Below are 19,540 nucleotides of genomic sequence, written 5' to 3' on the forward strand. Positions count from 1 at the left end.
TAGATTTTGACAAAGATTACACATAGTTATTTTAGATCATATCCATACGAATAATAGATCAATCGATAAAAGAATCTATTTTTACTATAATTAGTAATTTAATTCAAATTTTTGGTAAATTATTTTCAAAAAAATCGAACCAATTTTTATATAAAAATCCATCTACAATATCTTCAGAATAATGTTTTAATAAAGCTTCCTTTAATGTAATATAGTCTCCTGTATGACTCAAATCATTCATCCAGAGATCTATTCCATCAAAATCAGAACCAAATCCTACATGATTCTGTCCACCTATCTCACAAATATATTCAATGTGTTTTAACAGATCACTAATATAAACATCCTCACTAGTATTGACAAAGTAAGGGACAAAAGATAACCCAATTCTACCTTTATTATTTATGATTTCTAAGATTTGATCCTTTTTTAAGTTTCGCACATGTTTGCAAATATCAAAAACATTAGAATGGGAAGCAATAAAAGGTTTTTGATTGATTTGTACAAAATCCCAAAATGACTTTTCGCATAAGTGAGAAACATCTAAAATAATACCTAAATCATTACATTGTTCAATAAGTTGCTTCCCCTTTAATGTAAATCCAGCATGTCTAGGTTCTAATACACCATCAGCCGCCCAATTTCCGTAATTCCATGTGATTCCAATACACCGAACACCTAACTCATATAAAATTCTCAAATAAGTTAGATTACCAGCTAGAGCATCCACACCCTCTAATGTGATCATAGCCCCAATTTTATTTTCAGATAAAGCAGATTGAAGATCGGACTTATTTTTAACTTGTATAATATGATCAAACTTCAAAACCTTTTCGTGAAATATATGAATATATTGCAAAATATGATCTATATTTGGATTTTGAATACGTTCAGATATATAGATAGCAAAACATTGCATTAAAGTATTGCTTTTCAACAGTCTTGAATTTGTTACATCTAGATAAAGATGATCATCAAATTGAATGTTCTCATTATCATACATCTTCATCAACACATCACAGTGTGCATCGATAACCTTCATTCATTTGCCCTCCCCTTATTAACCTTATTAAGTTATTTAACCAATTCATTTTTATATGTTTTTAAACATAAAAAAACCTGTCTACAATGTAAACAGGTACTCCATAATTTTAGGATTATCTAGGCTCCACAATTAATTTAATTGCTGTCCGATCTTCCCCATCAATTACTATATCTGTAAAGGCAGGAATACAAATCAAGTCAACCCCACTAGGTGCCACAAATCCTCTTGCAATGGCTACAGCTTTTATCGCTTGATTTAGTGCACCTGCACCAATAGCTTGAAGCTCAGCACTTCCACGCTCACGTAATACACCAGCCAGTGCGCCTGCTACGGAGTTTGGATTGGATTTAGCAGAAACTTTTAATACTTCCATGGACAGTACCTCCTTGGGAATGATTGCCTTGGCTATACTTTGCATTAGTTATAATATTCGTGAAAATTGAAAAAATACCTTCTTTTCATGAAAAGAGATTTAATAATCCTAAAATATTATTCGAATATCACTTGATCTTCTGCAATCCTGATGAGATCTATTTTTTTTGCAAGACCAGTTGATTCATCTATTTGTATGACAGATCCATGAAACTGCCACTTTCCTTCATCAGATGTAAATCTAACTGGCAATTGAGTTTTAAACTTTCTTATAACGGATGAACGTTCCATACCTAATACACCTTCCTTAGATCCAACCATTCCGATATCAGTTACATATGCAGTTCCTTGCGGTAAAATTTGATTATCGTTCGTTTGTACATGAGTATGTGTTCCAAGGACGACAGATGCTTTTCCGTCTAGGTACCATCCCATCGCTATTTTTTCAGAAGTTGCTTCTGCATGAAAATCAACTAATATATTTTTTTGATTTTTATTTAATTGATTAAGAATTTCATCTGCTTTTTCAAATGGACAGTCCAATGGCGGAAGGAACGTTCTGCCTTGTAAATTTACTATAACTAGTTCTTTTGTTTTATTTTTAATGACGGTAAATCCTCTTCCAGGTGTTCCATAAGGAAAGTTTGCGGGACGTACAATCCTTTCCTCATCATCAATAAAATCAAAAATCTCTTTGTTATCCCAAGTGTGATTTCCCATTGTAATACCGTTTACACCCAAATCATAAAAATGGTTAGCAATTTTACGAGTAATTCCTCTACCGCCTGCAGCATTTTCACCATTCGCTATAATGATGTCTGGTTGATACTTTTGTTTTACATAGGGTAAAACATCTTCCAATGCTTTTCGTCCAACAGAACCAACAATATCACCAATAAATAATACTTTAATTTTATTTTCCTCCCTTTATCTATGTAATTAACAAAAACAAAAACCACCCATTTGGTAGTCTTTTGAATATGTTAAGTCTATTCATCTTCATATCATGATTTTAGCGTTTATACTCACTTTTCTGGATAATATAAAAGTGGCTTAGATAAGCCACTTTTATTATCTTATTTTGCGTATTCAACCGCTCTAGTTTCACGAATTACAGTCACTTTAATGTGACCAGGATATTCTAATTCATTTTCGATTTGAGAGGTTATGGTACGTGCAAGTCGATAAGCTTCAGTATCATCAACTTGTTCAGGATGAACCATGACTCTTATTTCTCTACCTGCTTGTATTGCATAGGACTTCTCAACACCGTCAAATGATTCAGAAATCTCTTCTAACTTTTCTAAACGTTTGATATATGTTTCTAAAGTTTCCCTTCTTGCTCCAGGTCTTGCTGCTGAAAGTGCATCTGCAGCTCCAACTAGCATAGAAATTACTGAAGTTGCTTCACAATCACCATGGTGTGAAGCGATACTGTTAATAACAACAGGATGTTCTTTATATTTTTTCGCAAGTTCTACACCAATTTCAACATGAGACCCTTCTACTTCGTGGTCTAAAGCTTTTCCAATATCATGTAAAAGTCCAGCACGTTTTGCCAAAGTGATATCTTCGCCTAATTCTCCAGCCATTAGACCCGCTAAATAAGCAACCTCTAATGAATGTCTTAATACATTTTGTCCATAACTAGAACGGAATTTTAAACGTCCTAAAATCTTAATTAGATCAGGATGTAAGCCATGAACACCAGCTTCAAATGTAGCTTGTTCACCGTATTCACGAATACGTTCATCCACTTCTTTACGTGATTTATCGACCATTTCTTCAATACGAGCCGGATGAATTCTTCCATCAGCCACTAATTTTTCTAGTGAAGTTCTGGCAATCTCTCTTCTGATTGGGTCAAATCCCGACAATATAACTGCTTCAGGAGTATCATCGATAATTAAATCAATTCCAGTTAATGTTTCTAAAGCTCTTATATTACGGCCCTCTCGTCCAATGATTCTACCTTTCATTTCTTCATTTGGAAGTGAAACAACTGAAACTGTCGTTTCAGCAACATGGTCAGCAGCACATCTTTGGATAGCAAGTGAAATGATATCTTTCGCTTTCTTATCCGCTTCTTCTTTCGCCCTTTGCTCAATTTCTTTAATCAGCTGTGCTGTTTCATGCCTAGTTTCCTGTTCAACACGATTTAGTATTATATCTTTGGCCTCACTCAAGGTAAGATTTGAAATTCGCTCTAATTCAGCAACTTGCTTGTCATGGATTAGTTGAATTTGTGACTGTTTATCATCAATTTGCTTCTCCTTGTTGGCAATTTTTTCTTCTTTACGCTCAAAAGATTCTATTTTTTTATCCAGCGATTCCTCTTTTTGCAACAATCGTCTTTCTAGTCGTTGGACTTCATTTCGACGGTCACGAATGTCTTTTTCAGCTTCGATTCGGATTTTGTGCGCTTCGTCTTTAGCTTCTAATATATTTTCCTTTTTAAGTGCTTCAGCATCTTTCTTAGCATTTAACAGAATCTGCTCAGCTGCATGTTCAGCACTAGTGATCTTAGCTTCTGCAAGAGATTTGCGGATAAAATAACCAATCCCGAAGCATATTAAACCAACACCAACAACGAGAACGATAACCCAGATGGGATCCATGATTCATTCACCTCCTCGTTGATAAAACTCCAAGGGTTAGCCTGGGATAATATGGTTTTTTAATCCGATTTACATTTTCATTTAATCATTCTTTTTTTCATACTTGGCAGAAAGTTGATAAAAATTGGCGAAAAAAAATAGGTGAATATACATGAATATTTTATCTTTAATAAAATAAGATTGTCAAGTTATGAAATGATTTAGAATATAAATCTACCATTCATTCGTTTCTTCCTTCTCAACTTTTTCTATAATATTACGAATTAAAGAATACTCAAATCCTCTTCTCAATAAAAATGAACTGATCTTTGATTTTTTTTTGGTGGACTCACCACTCTGTTTATCCCACCTTTTTTTGGCTAATAGATACGCAGTTTCATATTCCAATTCTTTATCCAATTCCTGTATTACTTGTGTGATCGTCACTTTATTGATCCCTTTTTGAGACAACTCTTGTTCAATCCATTTCAACCCTTTTTTTTGATGTTTTATTCGATAATTTGCTAAATTAAGTGCATAATGATAATCATCAATATATTTTGTACTTTCTAATTGATCTAATGTGTGCTCAATCTGGTTTTCTTCATAACCTTTTTCACTTAATTTTTGTTTAAGCTCATATCTTGAATTAGCTCTACGTGAAATCATACGAATAGCTTGACGATGTACAATCTGCATTTCTTCATCTTCAACAATTTGCTTTATCTTTTTTGAGTTTATTTCTTCCCCTTTAAGCAAACGATTTTTGACAAGTATGTCTTCATGTACAGAAAACACATATCGATCATTCACATAAATATTGTACCGATTACGATTTTTTTTTTGTTTTTCAACTAGTGTAATCAAATTTCCTTCAGATTCAGTGCTCATCAAAACCTCTCTCCCATTTTGTTATATGTAGCAGAAGCACCTTCAAAGAAGGTGCTTCTGCTTCTAAATTGCTAATATTAGTTCATGTTCAAAATAAAGAATCTAACTATAAACCATTTTGTTTTAGCTACTTCAGTACCAGTTCTTCCTAAGTTAGGAAACTATGAAGATTCCCTCACTTTTTAGAATGAATTTTACTCATTTGTAGCTAGTGGAGCTTTCTTTTCAACTTTTCCCTCTTCATTCTCATCCGGGAGGAGATCTTTATCGATTCTAATTTTTGTTTCAATTTCTTCAGCAAGTTCCTTACTATCTTTCAAAAACTGCTTTGCATTCTCTCTTCCTTGTCCTAATCTTTCACCTTCATAGGAATACCATGCACCACTTTTATTAACAATATCTAGTTCTGTTCCAATATCTATGATGCTACCTTCACGTGATATTCCTTCACCATACATGATATCGAGCTCAGCCTGCTTAAATGGGGGTGCTACTTTGTTTTTAACTACTTTAATACGTGTCCTATTCCCCACCATATCATTGCCTTGTTTAAGCGTTTCAATGCGTCTCACATCAAGTCTAACGGAAGAATAAAACTTCAGTGCTCTACCTCCAGGCGTTGTTTCTGGATTTCCAAACATTACACCTACTTTTTCTCTAAGTTGGTTAATAAATATTGCAATCGTATTAGATTTGCTAATAGCGCCTGATAGTTTTCTTAAAGCCTGGGACATCAAACGCGCTTGAAGTCCTACATGCGCATCTCCCATTTCGCCTTCAATTTCTGCTTTAGGTACTAATGCAGCAACTGAATCGACAACAATAATATCAACTGCCCCGCTTCGTACGAGTGCTTCTGCAATTTCTAACGCTTGTTCACCCGTATCAGGTTGTGACAAAAGCAACTCATCTATGTTTACACCTAGCTTCTTAGCATATACAGGATCAAGTGCGTGTTCCGCATCGATAAACGCTGCCTGTCCTCCTGTTTTTTGTGCTTCAGCTATAGCATGAAGTGCTACAGTCGTTTTACCAGAAGATTCAGGTCCGAAAACTTCAATAATTCTTCCACGCGGAAAACCACCTATTCCTAAAGCAATGTCTAATGCAAGAGCTCCACTTGAAAGGGTTTCTACCTGTGTGCTAGTAGATTCTCCTAATTTCATTACAGAACCTTTTCCAAATTGTTTTTCTATTTGGCGTAAAGCCATATCTAACGCAGCGCGACGATCTGTCAAAGAACTCACTTCCTTTTTTTATCTTTATAATGATTATGATACCTTGTTTTAGTCTTCTTGCCAAGCATTTTTTCGAACATATATTCGATTCATATATTTTAAAAAACCGCAACAAAGAAAAATCCTCGTTACGGTGCTTCCGATATCGTTATTATATATGAAACGTTGAAAAGGCACAAGAGAATTAATTGTCGGGTAGGTGGGTATTTTGCTGTCGAAACCAAGATTAAAACATCATTTCGTGCGCTTGCCTGGGAAATATCAACTGATTATATTTCCCTTATTTTCTTTCCATAATTGATATAAGGCATATTTTGCTGCTCTCAATTGAACTATTTCACGATTTCCTGGCATTTGCACAGATTTCACCTTTACTGGATGCCCCTTTTGTTTAATCCCTATGAATACTAATCCGACGGGTTTCCCTTCAGATTCTGAAGGTCCAGCAACACCAGTCACTGATATAGACCAATCTGTATTTGTTTGGTGATTCAAATTTTCTGCTAACATTTCCGCTGTTTGTGAACTGACTGCCCCCGGAGCATCTTTTCCTTCTAGCAACTCCATAGGAATATTAAGAAATTCGTGTTTCAATTGATTGCTATAACAAACAACACCACCTTGATAAACTGAAGAACTTCCAGCAACGCTTGTTATCAATTGGCTAATCTTTCCACCTGTACAGCTCTCAGCAACAGATAATGTTAAGTTCTTAGACCCCATCATTTTTATTAATGCTTCTTCAAAAGTGATATTTTCTGATGCATAAAGGTATTTACCTACTCTATTGATAATCTCATTCTCTACAGATTTCATTTTTTCATAGGCTTTTTGTTGTGATTCAGCTTTTGTAGTGAGTCGAATCATTACTTCTCCTTCTTTAGCATAAGGAGCTATTGAAGGGTCTATTTGTTGCTCCATTAAATCCTTTAGACGGTCCTCGAGTATTGATTCACCAATTCCTGCAAACTTTAAAAACTTTGAATGTAACGGTTGCTCTTCTCCAATTATAGATTGCAGCCATGGAACAGCATAGTGATCAAACATTGGTTTCAGCTCTTTTGGAGGACCAGGTAATAATATGTAATGATGTTTATTTTGAGTTAAAGCAACTCCGACAGCAAGCCCTATATCATTTAACAAAGGTTCACAGTCAGAAACCATATAGGCTTGTTTTATATTATTTTCGGTCATTTCAATTCCACGTTTCTTAAACAAATCGCTCATCTTTTTCATTGAGGGCTGATGAACTTCGATTGATTTCCCTACAAATTCAGCAAAAATATCTTTCGTTAAATCATCTTGAGTAGGTCCCAAACCTCCACAACATATAATAATATCAGCACGTTTATCTGCTATTTTTAATGCTTCAGCAATTCTCTCTTTATTATCACCAACAACGGTTTGAAAATAAACATTGATGCCTATTTGAGCTAGTTTTTCAGATAAATACTGAGCATTGGTATTCACAATTTGTCCTAATAAGATTTCTGTACCTACTGCTATAATTTCAGCTTTCAAAAACATCCCCTCCTCTAAAAGTAAACCTTCAAAAAATTTAGTTCCAGCACCGAGAAGATTGTACGAACATGTAGAAGCCAGTCTTTTCGGGATCCCGAAAACTACTAGGACTTCACTTCAAAGAACTTCTTCACTTTTTTGGGTATAGTCTTTATTCGATGTCGAAATCACTTCCTCGATCCACCTCTAAAATAAAAAACAACAGGTAGTATAACTAGCCTATTGTTTATTTGTTGAAAAGTGTATGACAGATTTATTTTTAAGAAAATAATCAATTCCAGAATATACTGTAATAATGACAGCTATCCAACTTGCAATAAGATCAAATGGAAATCCGATAAATGTAAAAGGAAAATTATTAAGCAACAATGCGATAATAGCCGTAATCTGAGATGCAGTTTTCCATTTCCCCCATTTACTTGCGGCCACAACTTTTCCATCTAGTAATGCAACTTGCCTTAGTCCTGTCACAGCAAACTCGCGACTAATTATAACGATGGCAATCCAAGCTTCCAATTTCCCCATATCAACTAGTGAAATTAACACAGCTGCAACTAATAGCTTGTCAGCTAAAGGATCAAGTAATTTCCCTAAGTTTGTAACGATCTTCCTTTTCCGGGCAATATATCCATCTAAACCATCTGTGCTTGCCGCAATGATAAAAATTAAAGTAGCAATCATTTGGCTATAAGTAATTTCAAATTGCGCAAATTCTAAAGGTGGAAAATCTAAATTAACCAATAAAAAAAACATAATGATTGGTACCAAAAAAATCCTGGCCAAAGTTATGCGATTGGCTAAGTTCATAGATTCCCCTCCCCTGTTAGATCATATTCAATAGAGTGAGTGATGCGAACTGGGTGCAATTCACCAATGTTAGCTTTTAAGTTTGAAACAAACACTTCTCCATCTATTTCCGGTGCGTCATACTGTGACCGTCCTATAAATACATCATTTCGGCCATCATAACGTTCTATTAATACATCTAAAACCTTACCAATATGTTTATTATTTTGTTCCTTTGCAACTACCCTTTGAATTTCCATCAAAATGTTAGATCTTCGTTCCTTTACATCATCGGGGACTTGATCGGGCAGTCTTGACGCTGGCGTATCCTCTTCTTGAGAGTAAGTAAATACACCTAATCGGTCAAATTTAATTTCTTTTATAAAATCACATAATTTTTCAAAATTCTCTTCCGTTTCACCAGGAAAGCCTACGATAATGGAGGTTCTCAAGGAAATTTCTGGAATCCTTTTTCGTATTTTTTCAATTAATGCTCTTGTATCTGTTTGTCTACCAGGTCTTCTCATTCTTTTTAAGATTTGATCTTCACTATGTTGTAGAGGCATATCTATATATTTGCAAATTTTGGGATTGTTAGCAATCGTTTCAATCAATTCATCAGTAAAGAAACCTGGATATGCATAATGTAATCGAACCCAGTCGATTCCTTTTACCTCACTTACTTGATTTAATAATTCAGGCAGCTTAAATTGATCATATAGATCTGTACCATAATTTGTTGAATCCTGAGCAATTAAACTAATTTCTTTTACTCCTTGTTGTGCCAATTGTTTTACTTCAGCAATGATAGATTCAATGCTTCGGCTTCTAAATTTACCTCGCATAATTGGGATACTACAGAAAGTACATGCGTTATCACAACCCTCTGCAATTTTCACATATGCTGTGTATCTAGGAGTCGTTACTTTACGTGGTAATGCTGATTCATAATTAAAGATAGGATTACCTACAATTGCAGGCTTGGCTCCCTTTAGAGCCTCGTCAATGATTTGATTGATTTTATCAAAATCACCTGTACCTACTATGCCGTCAATTTCTGGCATTTCATCCATTAATTGCTCTTTATATCTTTGTGTTAAACAACCAGACACAATTAATGCTTTAAGATTTGCGGTGTTTTTTAGATCAGCAAGATCTAATATGGTATTGACTGATTCTTCTTTAGCCGCATCTATAAAACCGCATGTATTCACAATAATGACAGTTGCATCACTTTTATCATCTGTAATGGAATATCCACGCTCGTGAATTAATCCAGACATGATTTCTGAATCCACTAAATTTTTTTCACAGCCAAGAGTCACTAGGTTGACTTTTTCACTCATTCAGTAGCGCCTCCAAATATAAGTGCAATTTATTCTTAACAAGTATAATACATGCATATTAGGCTGTCAAAACAAATTAACCCTTGTTATCTCATGTTTATAAATTGTAATTCTAATGTCAAATCAGCTTCATTTAACAAATGAATCACTTTTTGTAAATCATCTTTATTCTTCCCGGTGACACGAATTTGCTCACCTTGTACTTGCGTTTTTACTTTTAATTTTTCATCCTGAATCAATTTCCGTATTTTTTTATTATTTTCTTGGTCAATCCCTTGTTTAACCTTTATTTTCTGCCTCACAGTACTTGATGCAGCAGGTTCTATCTTATCGAATTCTAAATTTTTAATGGAAACGTTCCTTTTCACCATCTTTGATTTTAAAATATCTAACACGCTCTGCAATTTATAGTCATCATCAGAAATAATAGTTACTTCTTCACCATCTAATGAGATTTCACTTTTACTCCCTTTAAAATCAAATCGAGTTTGAATTTCTCTCTCTGCTTGATGAATAGCATTGCTTAATTCTTGAAAATCCACCTTAGACACAATATCAAATGAATATTCGGAAGCCATAACACTTCCCCCTTTCCATTATTTCACATCAAATTATAACAGTTAAATACAAAAAAAGGCAAACCATATCAAGTTTACCTTATTAGTATATTGATTTGTACTCTAATCGTTAGCGCTTTCATCATCAGGAGTGCCTTCTGTATTCTCTAAATTTTCTGTATTCTCTTCTTGACTTGAATCAGTCTTTTTGAGATTAATTTGAAAATCCCATACATTTCCAATATCCTGTTCCACTACTTCTCCATTCACAGTAATCGCTGCACTATTAGCATTACCTAAACGAATCCACAATGATCCTTCATGCTCTAATGAATATACTTCACCAATTTGATTTGTTTCAAATAACTTTTGATAAATGACTTTTCCTTCAATATTATCCTCTTTGATCTGTAGCCATACTCTATTTAGTATTTCAACTTCCACTTGAAGTTTATCCACATTTGAAACGACATATGTATTTGTACCGCCTTCAGATGTTACTAAAGTTACTTCAGGTTCTGAAGGAAGCTCAGGTATTGGAGCAGATTCAGGTTCTTCTACTTCAGTAGTAGAATTATCCACTTCCTCTTTTTCAGATTCACTCAACACTTCTGTTTCTTTTTTTTCCGTTAAACGTGGATCGTCAAGTATATTTTGATCTTTTTCTCCACTCACTAAAAAATAATAAATGATAGCAAAAATTAAAGCAATAAAACAAATGACTAGAAAAGCTGCAGCCCATTTCGTTAATTTCTCGGTACTCATAAAACTTCTTTTTTTCCTGCGTATGTTTCTTACTTTAGTTTCTGGAGCAGCAACAGTGGGTACATCATTCTGATACAGCTGCATAACATGATCTCGATCTACTCCAACTGAATCTGCATAACTTTTAATAAAAGCTTTTACATAAAAATGACCAGGGAGTGCATTGAAGTCACCTGCCTCAATTGCAATTAAATATCTTTTCTGTATTTTAGTTAATTCTTGAAGCTCATCTAAAGATATATTTTTATCAAGTCTAGCTTTTTTAAGTAGATCACCGAGTTCAGACATGTTTCACTCCCCTATGGATTCATAATTTTAAAAGTCACTTAAAGGATTCGTAAAATGTTCAATTATAATTTCTTCGTCAGGATGGTTTCTTAATTCTATAATAAAATTAAAATCATCATAATCAAACTGGGATTCCCTAACAAAAATATCAGGGTGTTCAATTACTTTTGTTGATGGCATTCTCATCACTTCCTGCAATAAATGATAGTGCATTTCATTAGATCGTATTGTACTAACAATCCCATCTATTATAAATATGTTATCTGGATTCAATTCATCTTCTAGTAATTGGCTGCGAACTGTCTGCCTCAACAATGTTGAAGACAAAAATATCCACCTTTTTTTTGAACATACACTACCAGCAATAATGGATTCAGTTTTCCCAATTCTTGGCATGCCTCTTAGTCCGATGATTTGATTGCCATCTCTTTTGAAAATCTCTCCTAAAAAATCAACCAATAATCCTAATTCATCACGAGTAAAACGAAAAGTCTTAAGGTCATCAGAATCATCACGTTCAATGAAACGACCATGTCTAACAGCAAGGATATCAACCAGTTTAGGCGGGCGTAATGCAGTTAATGTAATATTACCTACATTTTCCATTAGATTCCTTAAAGCAATAATTTTGTTGTCATCATTAGTTTCCAACAACATACCACGATTACTATCCTCTACTCCATTAATGGTTAATATGTTAAAATTCAACATCCCCATAATCGATGCGATATCACCTAGTAAACCTGGTCGATTTTTATGTATTTTATATTCCATATACCATTTCTTATATTCCAAAATAAATACACTTCCTGTCGATTAAAACTGTGAATAATTGATGAACTTTATGAATTCATTGGATGATTTATCTCCTTACTTTAGTTTATCAAAAAAAAGAATGCTTTTCCATTGTTAATATTAGATTTGTATGAACAAAAACTCTCTCGAAAATGTAGCCGAATACTTCGTGTAAAATTTTATATTATAAAAAATCCCCCATGAATGGGGGAAATAAATTTATGTTTTATTTTCTACTAATTTTACCATCATCTTTGCCATTGTTTTTCTTTCTTCATCATTACCTACATCCCATAATTCCTTCAATAATCTTTCTTCTGAATTTTTGGGATCCACTTTGTCATCAAGAAATTCACCAATTTGAAAAGCGAGTTTAGAAATAGTGTCTTCACTCATACCTGCTTTTTTAGCTTGTTCGACCCTGTCTGAAAGAAAATGTTTCCATTTATCAAACGTTTCTAATACGGTTGACATATTCATCCCTCCTCCTTGTTGAATTTAAATCAACAATTATAATATTTGCAAAGACAAGGAGAAATATGCAGTTAGGGTTGGTTAGAGGTTAGGTTAACCACCCACCATTTGGACTAATAATTTGCCCAGTGATGTAACTAGATTCTGGTAAAGCTAAAAAGTATACCAAAGATGCAATTTCATCTGGATGAGCGAATCTTCCAGCAGGAATTTCACTCTGTAAATTATTTTTATCCTCATCATTTAATTTATCAAGCATATTTGTATCCACGGCACCAGGAGCAACCGCATTCACAGTAATGTTGGAAGGAGCTAGTTCCTTAGCAAGTGACTTCGTAAATGCATTCATTCCGCCTTTCGTGGTTGAATACAATACTTCGCATGAGGCTCCACTGATCCCCCATATAGAGGATATATTAATAATTCTCCCATGTTTTTGATTGATCAAATAAGGTAAAAAAGTTTTCGTACATAAAAACATTCCTTTTAAATTCACATTAATGACGTCATCCCAGTCATTTTCATTCACATCTGTTAATAATCCATAGTGCGATACGCCTGCATTGTTCACTATAATATCTGGTTGCAAATCATGATAATCCAGTTTCTCCTTCATACGTTCAATCTGTTGTTTTGATCGTAAATCAGCAGAAATGGTGATTGCTTTAGATCCATTTGAAATACAAGTTCGAGCAATTTCATTTGCAGACTCATGTGAATTCAAATAATGGATTACAATATTAATTCCTACCTCCGAGAAACGTTTCGCGATCGCGGCTCCAATACCTCTACTTCCCCCAGTAATAAGCACTGTCATCTCAGAAAAAGGTTTCATCCGTTCTCCTCACTTTGAACAATTGAAGCTGACATTTTAGTCCAATCAAAATGTGTATTTAGTCTATTATTGATCTGCTCGATCTTCATATTTTCATAAGTAGTTAAAATGTCAAATAAATCAATGTTTTTAAATTGGTATCGTGTGAATTCACTTGCAATGGATTCAGGAGAATTTAACAATCGTAAAAAAGTACCTATCTTTTTCTTACGACTTCTTTCAAAAGCGGTAGGTTTGATACCTTGATTCATCACTTTCTCAATTTCTTCCCTTACTCTGGAGAGCAACATTTCTGGATTTTTAGTTTCTCCGCCCATAATGGAAAAAGCATAATCATATTGTCCATTATATTCATGTGAAAATTGATCCGTTATTAATTTTTCATCATATAACTTTTGATAAATCTCAGAACTAGAACCAAATAATATATCCAGTAATACTTTCATTTCACATTCTCTTTGTAACAATCCATTTGGTTCATTTTCTAATTCTGATTCCTTAAAACCAAACAAACACTTCGGCAAAGAGACAGGTAAAACTGTAATTTTTTTCACTTCTTTTACTGAAGTTGATTCGTTTTCAAAATAACGTTTAATATCACCTTGTTTTTTATAGTTCTTGTGCGCTTGATTTTCTTTGACAAGTTTCATAATTTTTTCTGGTTCAACACCGCCGACGATAAATAAATTCATATTACTTGGATGGTAAAAGGTATAATAACACTCAAATAACTGTTCCTTTGTAATTTTTGAAATTGAATCAATTGTACCAGCGATATCAATATGCACAGGGTGGGTATGGTACATCGCATCAATTAAACCAAAATAACAACGCCAGTCAGGATTATCCTTGTACATATTAATTTCCTGCCCTATAATTCCCTTTTCTTTTTCAACACTTTCATCTGTGAAGTAAGGATTTTGGACGAAATTAATTAGTGTTTCGATATTTTTTTCAATCTGCTCCGTTGCTGAAAATAAATAAACCGTACGATCAAAGCTTGTAAATGCATTCGCTGATGCACCTTGAGAGGAAAATTGAGAAAATACATCACCTGTTGGTTCCTCAAACATTTTATGCTCTAAAAAATGAGCAATTCCATCAGGTACCTTTACTTTATCCTTTCCTTCAACTTGAAAATGGTTATCTACTGAGCCATAATTTGTTGAAAAAGTGGCAAATGTTTTTTTGAATCCAGGTTTTGGTAAAATAAAAACTTGTAAGCCGTTATCAAGCTGCTCAAAAAAAATCTCTTCATTTAATTTTTCATAAGGAATAGTTTTCATTTCATACTTCCCCTTTCTTATCCCGCAAGAAATAAATCGTGTCAAGATCAATTTGTTCTGCAAAAGTCGAAATAGATGGTGTATCAACATCATTTATTTGTTGAATTAATTCATCACTACCTCTTTCTTTTCCAGACAATATATTGTTAAAGTCGAAACCAATCATTTCAAAAGCTGAATCCTGTATTTCTTGTAGTTGATTGGAAATCATCGCCTTTGTATGTGTTAATTCTATTTCACTTATAATTCCCTTTTTGAGATCATCGATTTGTTTTTTTATTATTTCAACCGCTTTATCATAATTATTAATTTCAATCCCTGAATGGATAGTAATAATCCCTTTATGCCCTTCAAATCTTGAAGAAGAATAATAGGCTAAACTTTCCTTCTCTCTTACATTAACAAATAATTTGGAATGTGGAAAAGAACCTAATATTCCGTTATACATCAAAGCAGTAGGATAATCTTTGTCAGCATACGTTACATGAGTTCTTAGACCCATATTTAATTTACCTTGTGTCACATCTAGTTCTTCTATAACAGATTTTATTTGCTTCTGAGGAGCAGAACCCTTACCCTTTTGTTCATACTCTGAGTGTTGTTTATCATGTATATGGAAATGGTTTTCAACCAATGTTTGAACTTCTTTTAATGATGTATCTCCAACTACGTAGATATCAATGACAGCATCACGCAGCCAGCGCTTATATTCATCGTACAAATTTGAAGGTGTTATCTCTTTTAGTTCAGCAATTTGTCCTAGAGCGAATAATCTATAAGGTTCATCCTTACACATTTCCTGAATACATCTCTCAGCGGCATACCTAATTTTATCATTAATAAGCCCTTCAATTCGCTTCTGAACTGTGTTTTTTTCAGCTTCAACATATGATTTACTAAAAGCATCATTTTCAACATACGGATTTGTAATCGTATCTCCCAAAAATTGAATAGATTGTTTTAAAAGAGAATTTTGTTCATTTACAAAATGATCATTAATCACGTCCATTTGAAATTTGATAATCTGATGATCTCCTCTTTTAACTACATCAAATCCAAAACCAGCACCATACATATCATCTAACTTTTCTCTAAATTGTTTTGTTTCAGGGTATTTCATCGATCCTCTTCTTAATACAAAAGGAATTAAACCAATAGGAGTTACTGTAGATTCAGATAATGGACACCCTATATAAACAGATATTGCATAGGTTTTGAAACGTTTAGTTGGTAAAACATGAAGTCTAATTTTATTAAGTGACGCTCTTTCAAATAAATGCTTACTCACAATTTAACTCCCCCTTAAATTCTCGATTCTTGTCAATTTATTCTAAGTGATAAAATTGTATACCATATAATGGTTACCTGCAATAAAGTGATTTATATTTTTTACCTCATTTTATTGCACTTTAAAAAAAATAGCTTGCTCAAGCAAACATCGATGTGAATATATTGAACAAGCTATATTTGAAAAAGTGTACATTATTTTATTATTTTGCAAATATGTGCCGGCCTATCTGTTTTACCTGTGGTCTGGACCAAATCCAAGAGGAGGTTGCTGTATTTGGATTAAAATAATATATACAACCGCCTGATGGATCCCATCCGTTAATAGCATCCATTACAGCTTTCTTAGAAACTTCGTTTGGAGTAAGCCATATTTGTCCGTCTGCTACTGCTGTAAATGCTAATGGTTGAAAAATAACACCAGAGATTGTATTTGGAAATTTTTCAGACTCGATTCGATTTAATATTACAGCTGCTACAGCCACTTGACCAATATAAGGCTCTCCTCGTGCTTCACCATGTACAGCATTTGCCATTAAGTTCAAATCATTAGTTGAGTAACCAGAATGATTTGTATAAGTGACATTGTTTTGAATGTTTTCTTGCGGTCTCCAAGCTTTTGTTGATTCCCATAGTTTAAGCTTCGTTTTTGGGCCTACAACTCCATCTGCTGTTAATCCAAATTCCCATTGAAACCATTTTACAGATTTCAAAGTATTACTTCCAAAGTCACCATCAATTTTACCGTTATAAAAACCTAAATATTTGAGTCTTCCTTGCAATTCTCTCACGTCATTTCCAGCTGATCCGTATTTTACAATAGCACCGCTAAATGTTTGCTCAGTTTCTACATCGGAATTGAATTGATAGACCGTGATTAAACCTATAATCAAACATAATGTGATGAGAATCAAACGTTTATTCATCATATTTCAAACCTCTCTCAATTCTTTAATGAATTACTTTTATTGCTTATTATGAGAAAAGTTGAAATTAACTATTCGTTTATGAAGTCTTCTGATTTTGATTTTCACTTTTATTTTGATTTAATTGTTCTGGTGTAATGATTACTTCTCTAGGTTTACTTCCTTCATAAGGACCCACATAACCTTTGGCTTCCATGGAATCAATCAATCGAGCAGCTCTTGTATAACCGATTCTCATTTTCCTCTGTAATAGGGATACTGAAGCTTGTTTTGCTTCAATTATAATTTCGACAGCTTGATCAAACAATGCATCCTTTGGTTCAGATTCTTCTTCCTCTTGTTCATTCACTTCTGGTACCATATCTTCATTATATTCTGCTTTTTTCTGATTTTTTACATAATTTACTACTACCTCTACTTCTTGATCTGAAAGAAATGCACCTTGTATTCTAATTGGTTTAGATAAACCAACAGGTAGGAACAACATATCTCCACGACCAAGTAATTTCTCAGCACCAACTGAATCCAATATTGTTCTAGAATCAACTTGTGAAGATACACCAAAAGCAATTCTAGATGGTATATTTGCTTTAATTACCCCAGTAATAACATTTACAGAAGGGCGCTGAGTAGCAATGATTAAATGAATTCCTGCTGCTCTTGCCATTTGTGCCAACCTACAAATAGCATCTTCAACATCATTAGCAGCAACCATCATTAAATCTGCTAATTCATCTACAATAACAACGATATAAGGTAAAGGCTCTCCGCTTTCGGTTTGTTTAAGATATTCATTATAACCTTCAATATTCCGTGTTCCCGTTGTTGAAAACAACTCATACCTATTTTCCATTTCACTAACAATTTTTCTAAGTGCTAGTGAAGCTCTTCTAGGATCCGTTACAACTGGAGCTAACAGGTGTGGTATTCCATTGTAAACGTTTAATTCTACTTTTTTAGGATCAATCATCAAAAATTTCACTTCATTCGGTTTTGCTTTAAATAAAATACTTGTGATAATCCCATTCACACAAACAGATTTTCCGGATCCTGTTGCACCAGCCACTAATAAATGAGGCATTTTAGCAAGATCCGCTATAATAGGCTGTCCAGAGATATCTTTACCTAATGAAATTGATAAATTAGCATTTGCTTCTAAAAAAGTTGAACTTTCCATAACTTCCTTTAAAGTAACTACTGCCACTTCCGAATTTGGAACTTCGATTCCAATTGCAGATTTTCCTGGAATAGGAGCTTCCATTCGTATATCTTTAGCAGCCAAAGCAAGTGCAATATCATCAGTAAGACTTACAATTCTACTGACCTTTACTCCAATATCAGGTTGTACTTCATATCTTGTTACGGTAGGTCCAGGAACCACGTCAATCACTCGTGCACTAACACCAAAGCTTTCTAATGTTGCTTCTAATTTTTTTTCATTTGTTTTGAATTGATTTCTTTTCTTATTTTTTCCACTATTTGATTTGCTTGTTAAGATTTTAATTGAAGGTAAGTGATATGTATCTGAATACTCCGAATTACTTAAAGTTATTTGGGTATTTAATGTATCTTGATTAAGATTTGAGTCAGGATCAATGTGAACCTGTTCTTCCTTAAAAATGATGCCGGATTCCTCTTCAAGCACTTCCTGTGAAAGATCCTCTTTCCTTTCAATCGTATGCGGTTGTGAATTAATACTTAATTGAACACTGTTTTTATTCTCAAAATTAGGTTCAGAAGTGTGACTATTAGGGCGATTTTGATTTTCTATGATGGTCTTATGATATGGTACTTCTATAAAATCATCTTCTAAATCATCTTCATCCATCTCATTGTTTGTCGAAGAGGATTTGGATTTTTTTATCTTATAGTTTTTAAATAAAATGGTGAATTTTTTAAACTTATTTTTGAAGGGTATTTTCATTTGTGTTGTTTTTATCTTCAATTTTTTTAACATTTCCACGAATGACATTCCTGTTAAACACATGATTCCAATAATAAAAAATGTAATCATAATCAGCTGTGAGCCAAGATTGTCAAATAATAAATATAAAATTGCATAAAGAAAAGCACCGATCATGCCGCCGCCTAAAGAGACTTTAAAAGCCTCGACATTCTCACCTGCAAACAAATTCTCGGTAAAGTTCTGATAAGGTATGGTTAAAATATCCATACTAGCATAATTACCTTCTGGTTCCATCTTAAGTAACAAATCCATTTGAAAATAAATAAGAAAACCAAAAATAATAAGTGAAATCCCTGTTTTTTTATAAGACCATGACAATGGCCACTTTCGTTTAACCATCACGTATAATCCAATGTATATTAATATTACAGGTAGAATATAGTAAAGTGTTCCAAATAAAAAATAAAATATGTAACTAAATGCTCTCCCAACTGCTCCGATTCCTGAAATAGATTCTTTTCCTGCAAGGGATATTATGGAGAAAATGATGAGAAGAATTCCGTAAATTTCGTATTTTATGTTAACTTTGATTGATTTTTTTTTCTTTCGTTTTCTTGCCAAAAAA

18 protein-coding genes are annotated in these 19,540 nt (G+C 33.6%); all 18 read right to left on the reverse strand.

The genetic code is table 11. The annotated features are described in order from the left end of the window. Positions 1–103: 103 nt before the first annotated feature. Positions 104–1,042, reverse strand: a complete 939-nt coding sequence (locus EPK97_RS00860) for a dipeptidase (protein ID WP_162034704.1) — start codon at positions 1,040–1,042, stop codon at positions 104–106. A 115-nt stretch (positions 1,043–1,157) separates the two neighbouring features. Further along, entirely contained in the window at positions 1,158–1,418 is a 261-nt protein-coding gene (locus EPK97_RS00865) for a stage V sporulation protein S (protein ID WP_162034705.1), read from the reverse strand. A 116-nt stretch (positions 1,419–1,534) separates the two neighbouring features. Continuing rightward, on the reverse strand, positions 1,535–2,329 hold the full coding sequence (locus EPK97_RS00870) for a TIGR00282 family metallophosphoesterase (protein WP_162035418.1): 795 nt from the start codon (positions 2,327–2,329) through the stop codon (positions 1,535–1,537). 164 nt (positions 2,330–2,493) lie between these two features. After that, positions 2,494–4,035, reverse strand: coding sequence for a ribonuclease Y (gene rny, locus EPK97_RS00875; protein ID WP_162034706.1), 1,542 nt, complete (start codon positions 4,033–4,035; stop codon positions 2,494–2,496). 213 nt (positions 4,036–4,248) lie between these two features. Beyond that, positions 4,249–4,905, reverse strand: a complete 657-nt coding sequence (locus EPK97_RS00880; protein WP_162034707.1) for a RecX family transcriptional regulator — start codon at positions 4,903–4,905, stop codon at positions 4,249–4,251. Between the two features lie 194 nt (positions 4,906–5,099). Continuing rightward, positions 5,100–6,143 carry a recombinase RecA gene (recA, locus tag EPK97_RS00885; RefSeq protein ID WP_162034708.1) on the reverse strand — a complete coding sequence of 348 codons (1,044 nt, stop codon included), beginning with the start codon at positions 6,141–6,143 and terminating at the stop codon, positions 5,100–5,102. A gap of 261 nt (positions 6,144–6,404) precedes the next feature. Then, the gene (locus tag EPK97_RS00890) at positions 6,405–7,664 is read right to left on the reverse strand and encodes a competence/damage-inducible protein A (RefSeq protein WP_162034709.1); all 1,260 of its coding nucleotides are present in this window, start codon (positions 7,662–7,664) and stop codon (positions 6,405–6,407) included. Between the two features lie 219 nt (positions 7,665–7,883). After that, positions 7,884–8,471, reverse strand: a complete 588-nt coding sequence (pgsA, locus tag EPK97_RS00895; RefSeq protein WP_162034710.1) for a CDP-diacylglycerol--glycerol-3-phosphate 3-phosphatidyltransferase — start codon at positions 8,469–8,471, stop codon at positions 7,884–7,886. Beyond that, complete coding sequence (gene rimO, locus EPK97_RS00900; protein WP_162034711.1) at positions 8,468–9,796, reverse strand: 30S ribosomal protein S12 methylthiotransferase RimO; 1,329 nt, start codon at positions 9,794–9,796, stop codon at positions 8,468–8,470. The genes pgsA and rimO overlap by 4 nt, the downstream gene beginning before the upstream one ends. 86 nt (positions 9,797–9,882) lie before the next feature. Beyond that, a complete protein-coding gene (locus EPK97_RS00905) occupies positions 9,883–10,374 on the reverse strand; it encodes a YajQ family cyclic di-GMP-binding protein (RefSeq protein ID WP_162034712.1) in 492 nt (163 codons plus the stop codon). Positions 10,375–10,476: 102 nt separating this feature from the next. Continuing rightward, a complete protein-coding gene (locus tag EPK97_RS00910; RefSeq protein WP_162034713.1) occupies positions 10,477–11,406 on the reverse strand; it encodes a helix-turn-helix domain-containing protein in 930 nt (309 codons plus the stop codon). 27 nt (positions 11,407–11,433) lie between these two features. Continuing rightward, entirely contained in the window at positions 11,434–12,201 is a 768-nt protein-coding gene (locus EPK97_RS00915; RefSeq protein ID WP_162034714.1) for a DUF3388 domain-containing protein, read from the reverse strand. A gap of 219 nt (positions 12,202–12,420) precedes the next feature. Continuing rightward, complete coding sequence (locus tag EPK97_RS00920; protein WP_162034715.1) at positions 12,421–12,675, reverse strand: DUF3243 domain-containing protein; 255 nt, start codon at positions 12,673–12,675, stop codon at positions 12,421–12,423. Positions 12,676–12,763: 88 nt separating this feature from the next. After that, entirely contained in the window at positions 12,764–13,510 is a 747-nt protein-coding gene (ymfI, locus tag EPK97_RS00925; protein ID WP_162034716.1) for an elongation factor P 5-aminopentanone reductase, read from the reverse strand. Then, positions 13,507–14,796 (reverse strand): EF-P 5-aminopentanol modification-associated protein YfmH, encoded by a 1,290-nt coding sequence (gene yfmH, locus EPK97_RS00930; RefSeq protein WP_162034717.1) that lies wholly within the window; start codon positions 14,794–14,796, stop codon positions 13,507–13,509. The genes ymfI and yfmH overlap by 4 nt, the downstream gene beginning before the upstream one ends. Position 14,797: 1 nt before the next feature. Then, complete coding sequence (gene yfmF, locus EPK97_RS00935) at positions 14,798–16,084, reverse strand: EF-P 5-aminopentanol modification-associated protein YfmF (protein ID WP_162034718.1); 1,287 nt, start codon at positions 16,082–16,084, stop codon at positions 14,798–14,800. Between the two features lie 202 nt (positions 16,085–16,286). Continuing rightward, a complete protein-coding gene (sleB, locus tag EPK97_RS00940; protein WP_162035419.1) occupies positions 16,287–17,009 on the reverse strand; it encodes a spore cortex-lytic enzyme in 723 nt (240 codons plus the stop codon). A 79-nt stretch (positions 17,010–17,088) separates the two neighbouring features. Continuing rightward, positions 17,089–19,536: an FtsK/SpoIIIE family DNA translocase gene (locus EPK97_RS00945; RefSeq protein ID WP_162034719.1), complete on the reverse strand. Its 2,448-nt coding sequence runs from the start codon at positions 19,534–19,536 to the stop codon at positions 17,089–17,091. Positions 19,537–19,540: the final 4 nt, after the last annotated feature.

The sequence above is a fragment of the Chengkuizengella sediminis genome (assembly GCF_010078385.1).
GTDB lineage: Bacteria > Bacillota > Bacilli > Paenibacillales > KCTC-33759 > Chengkuizengella > Chengkuizengella sediminis.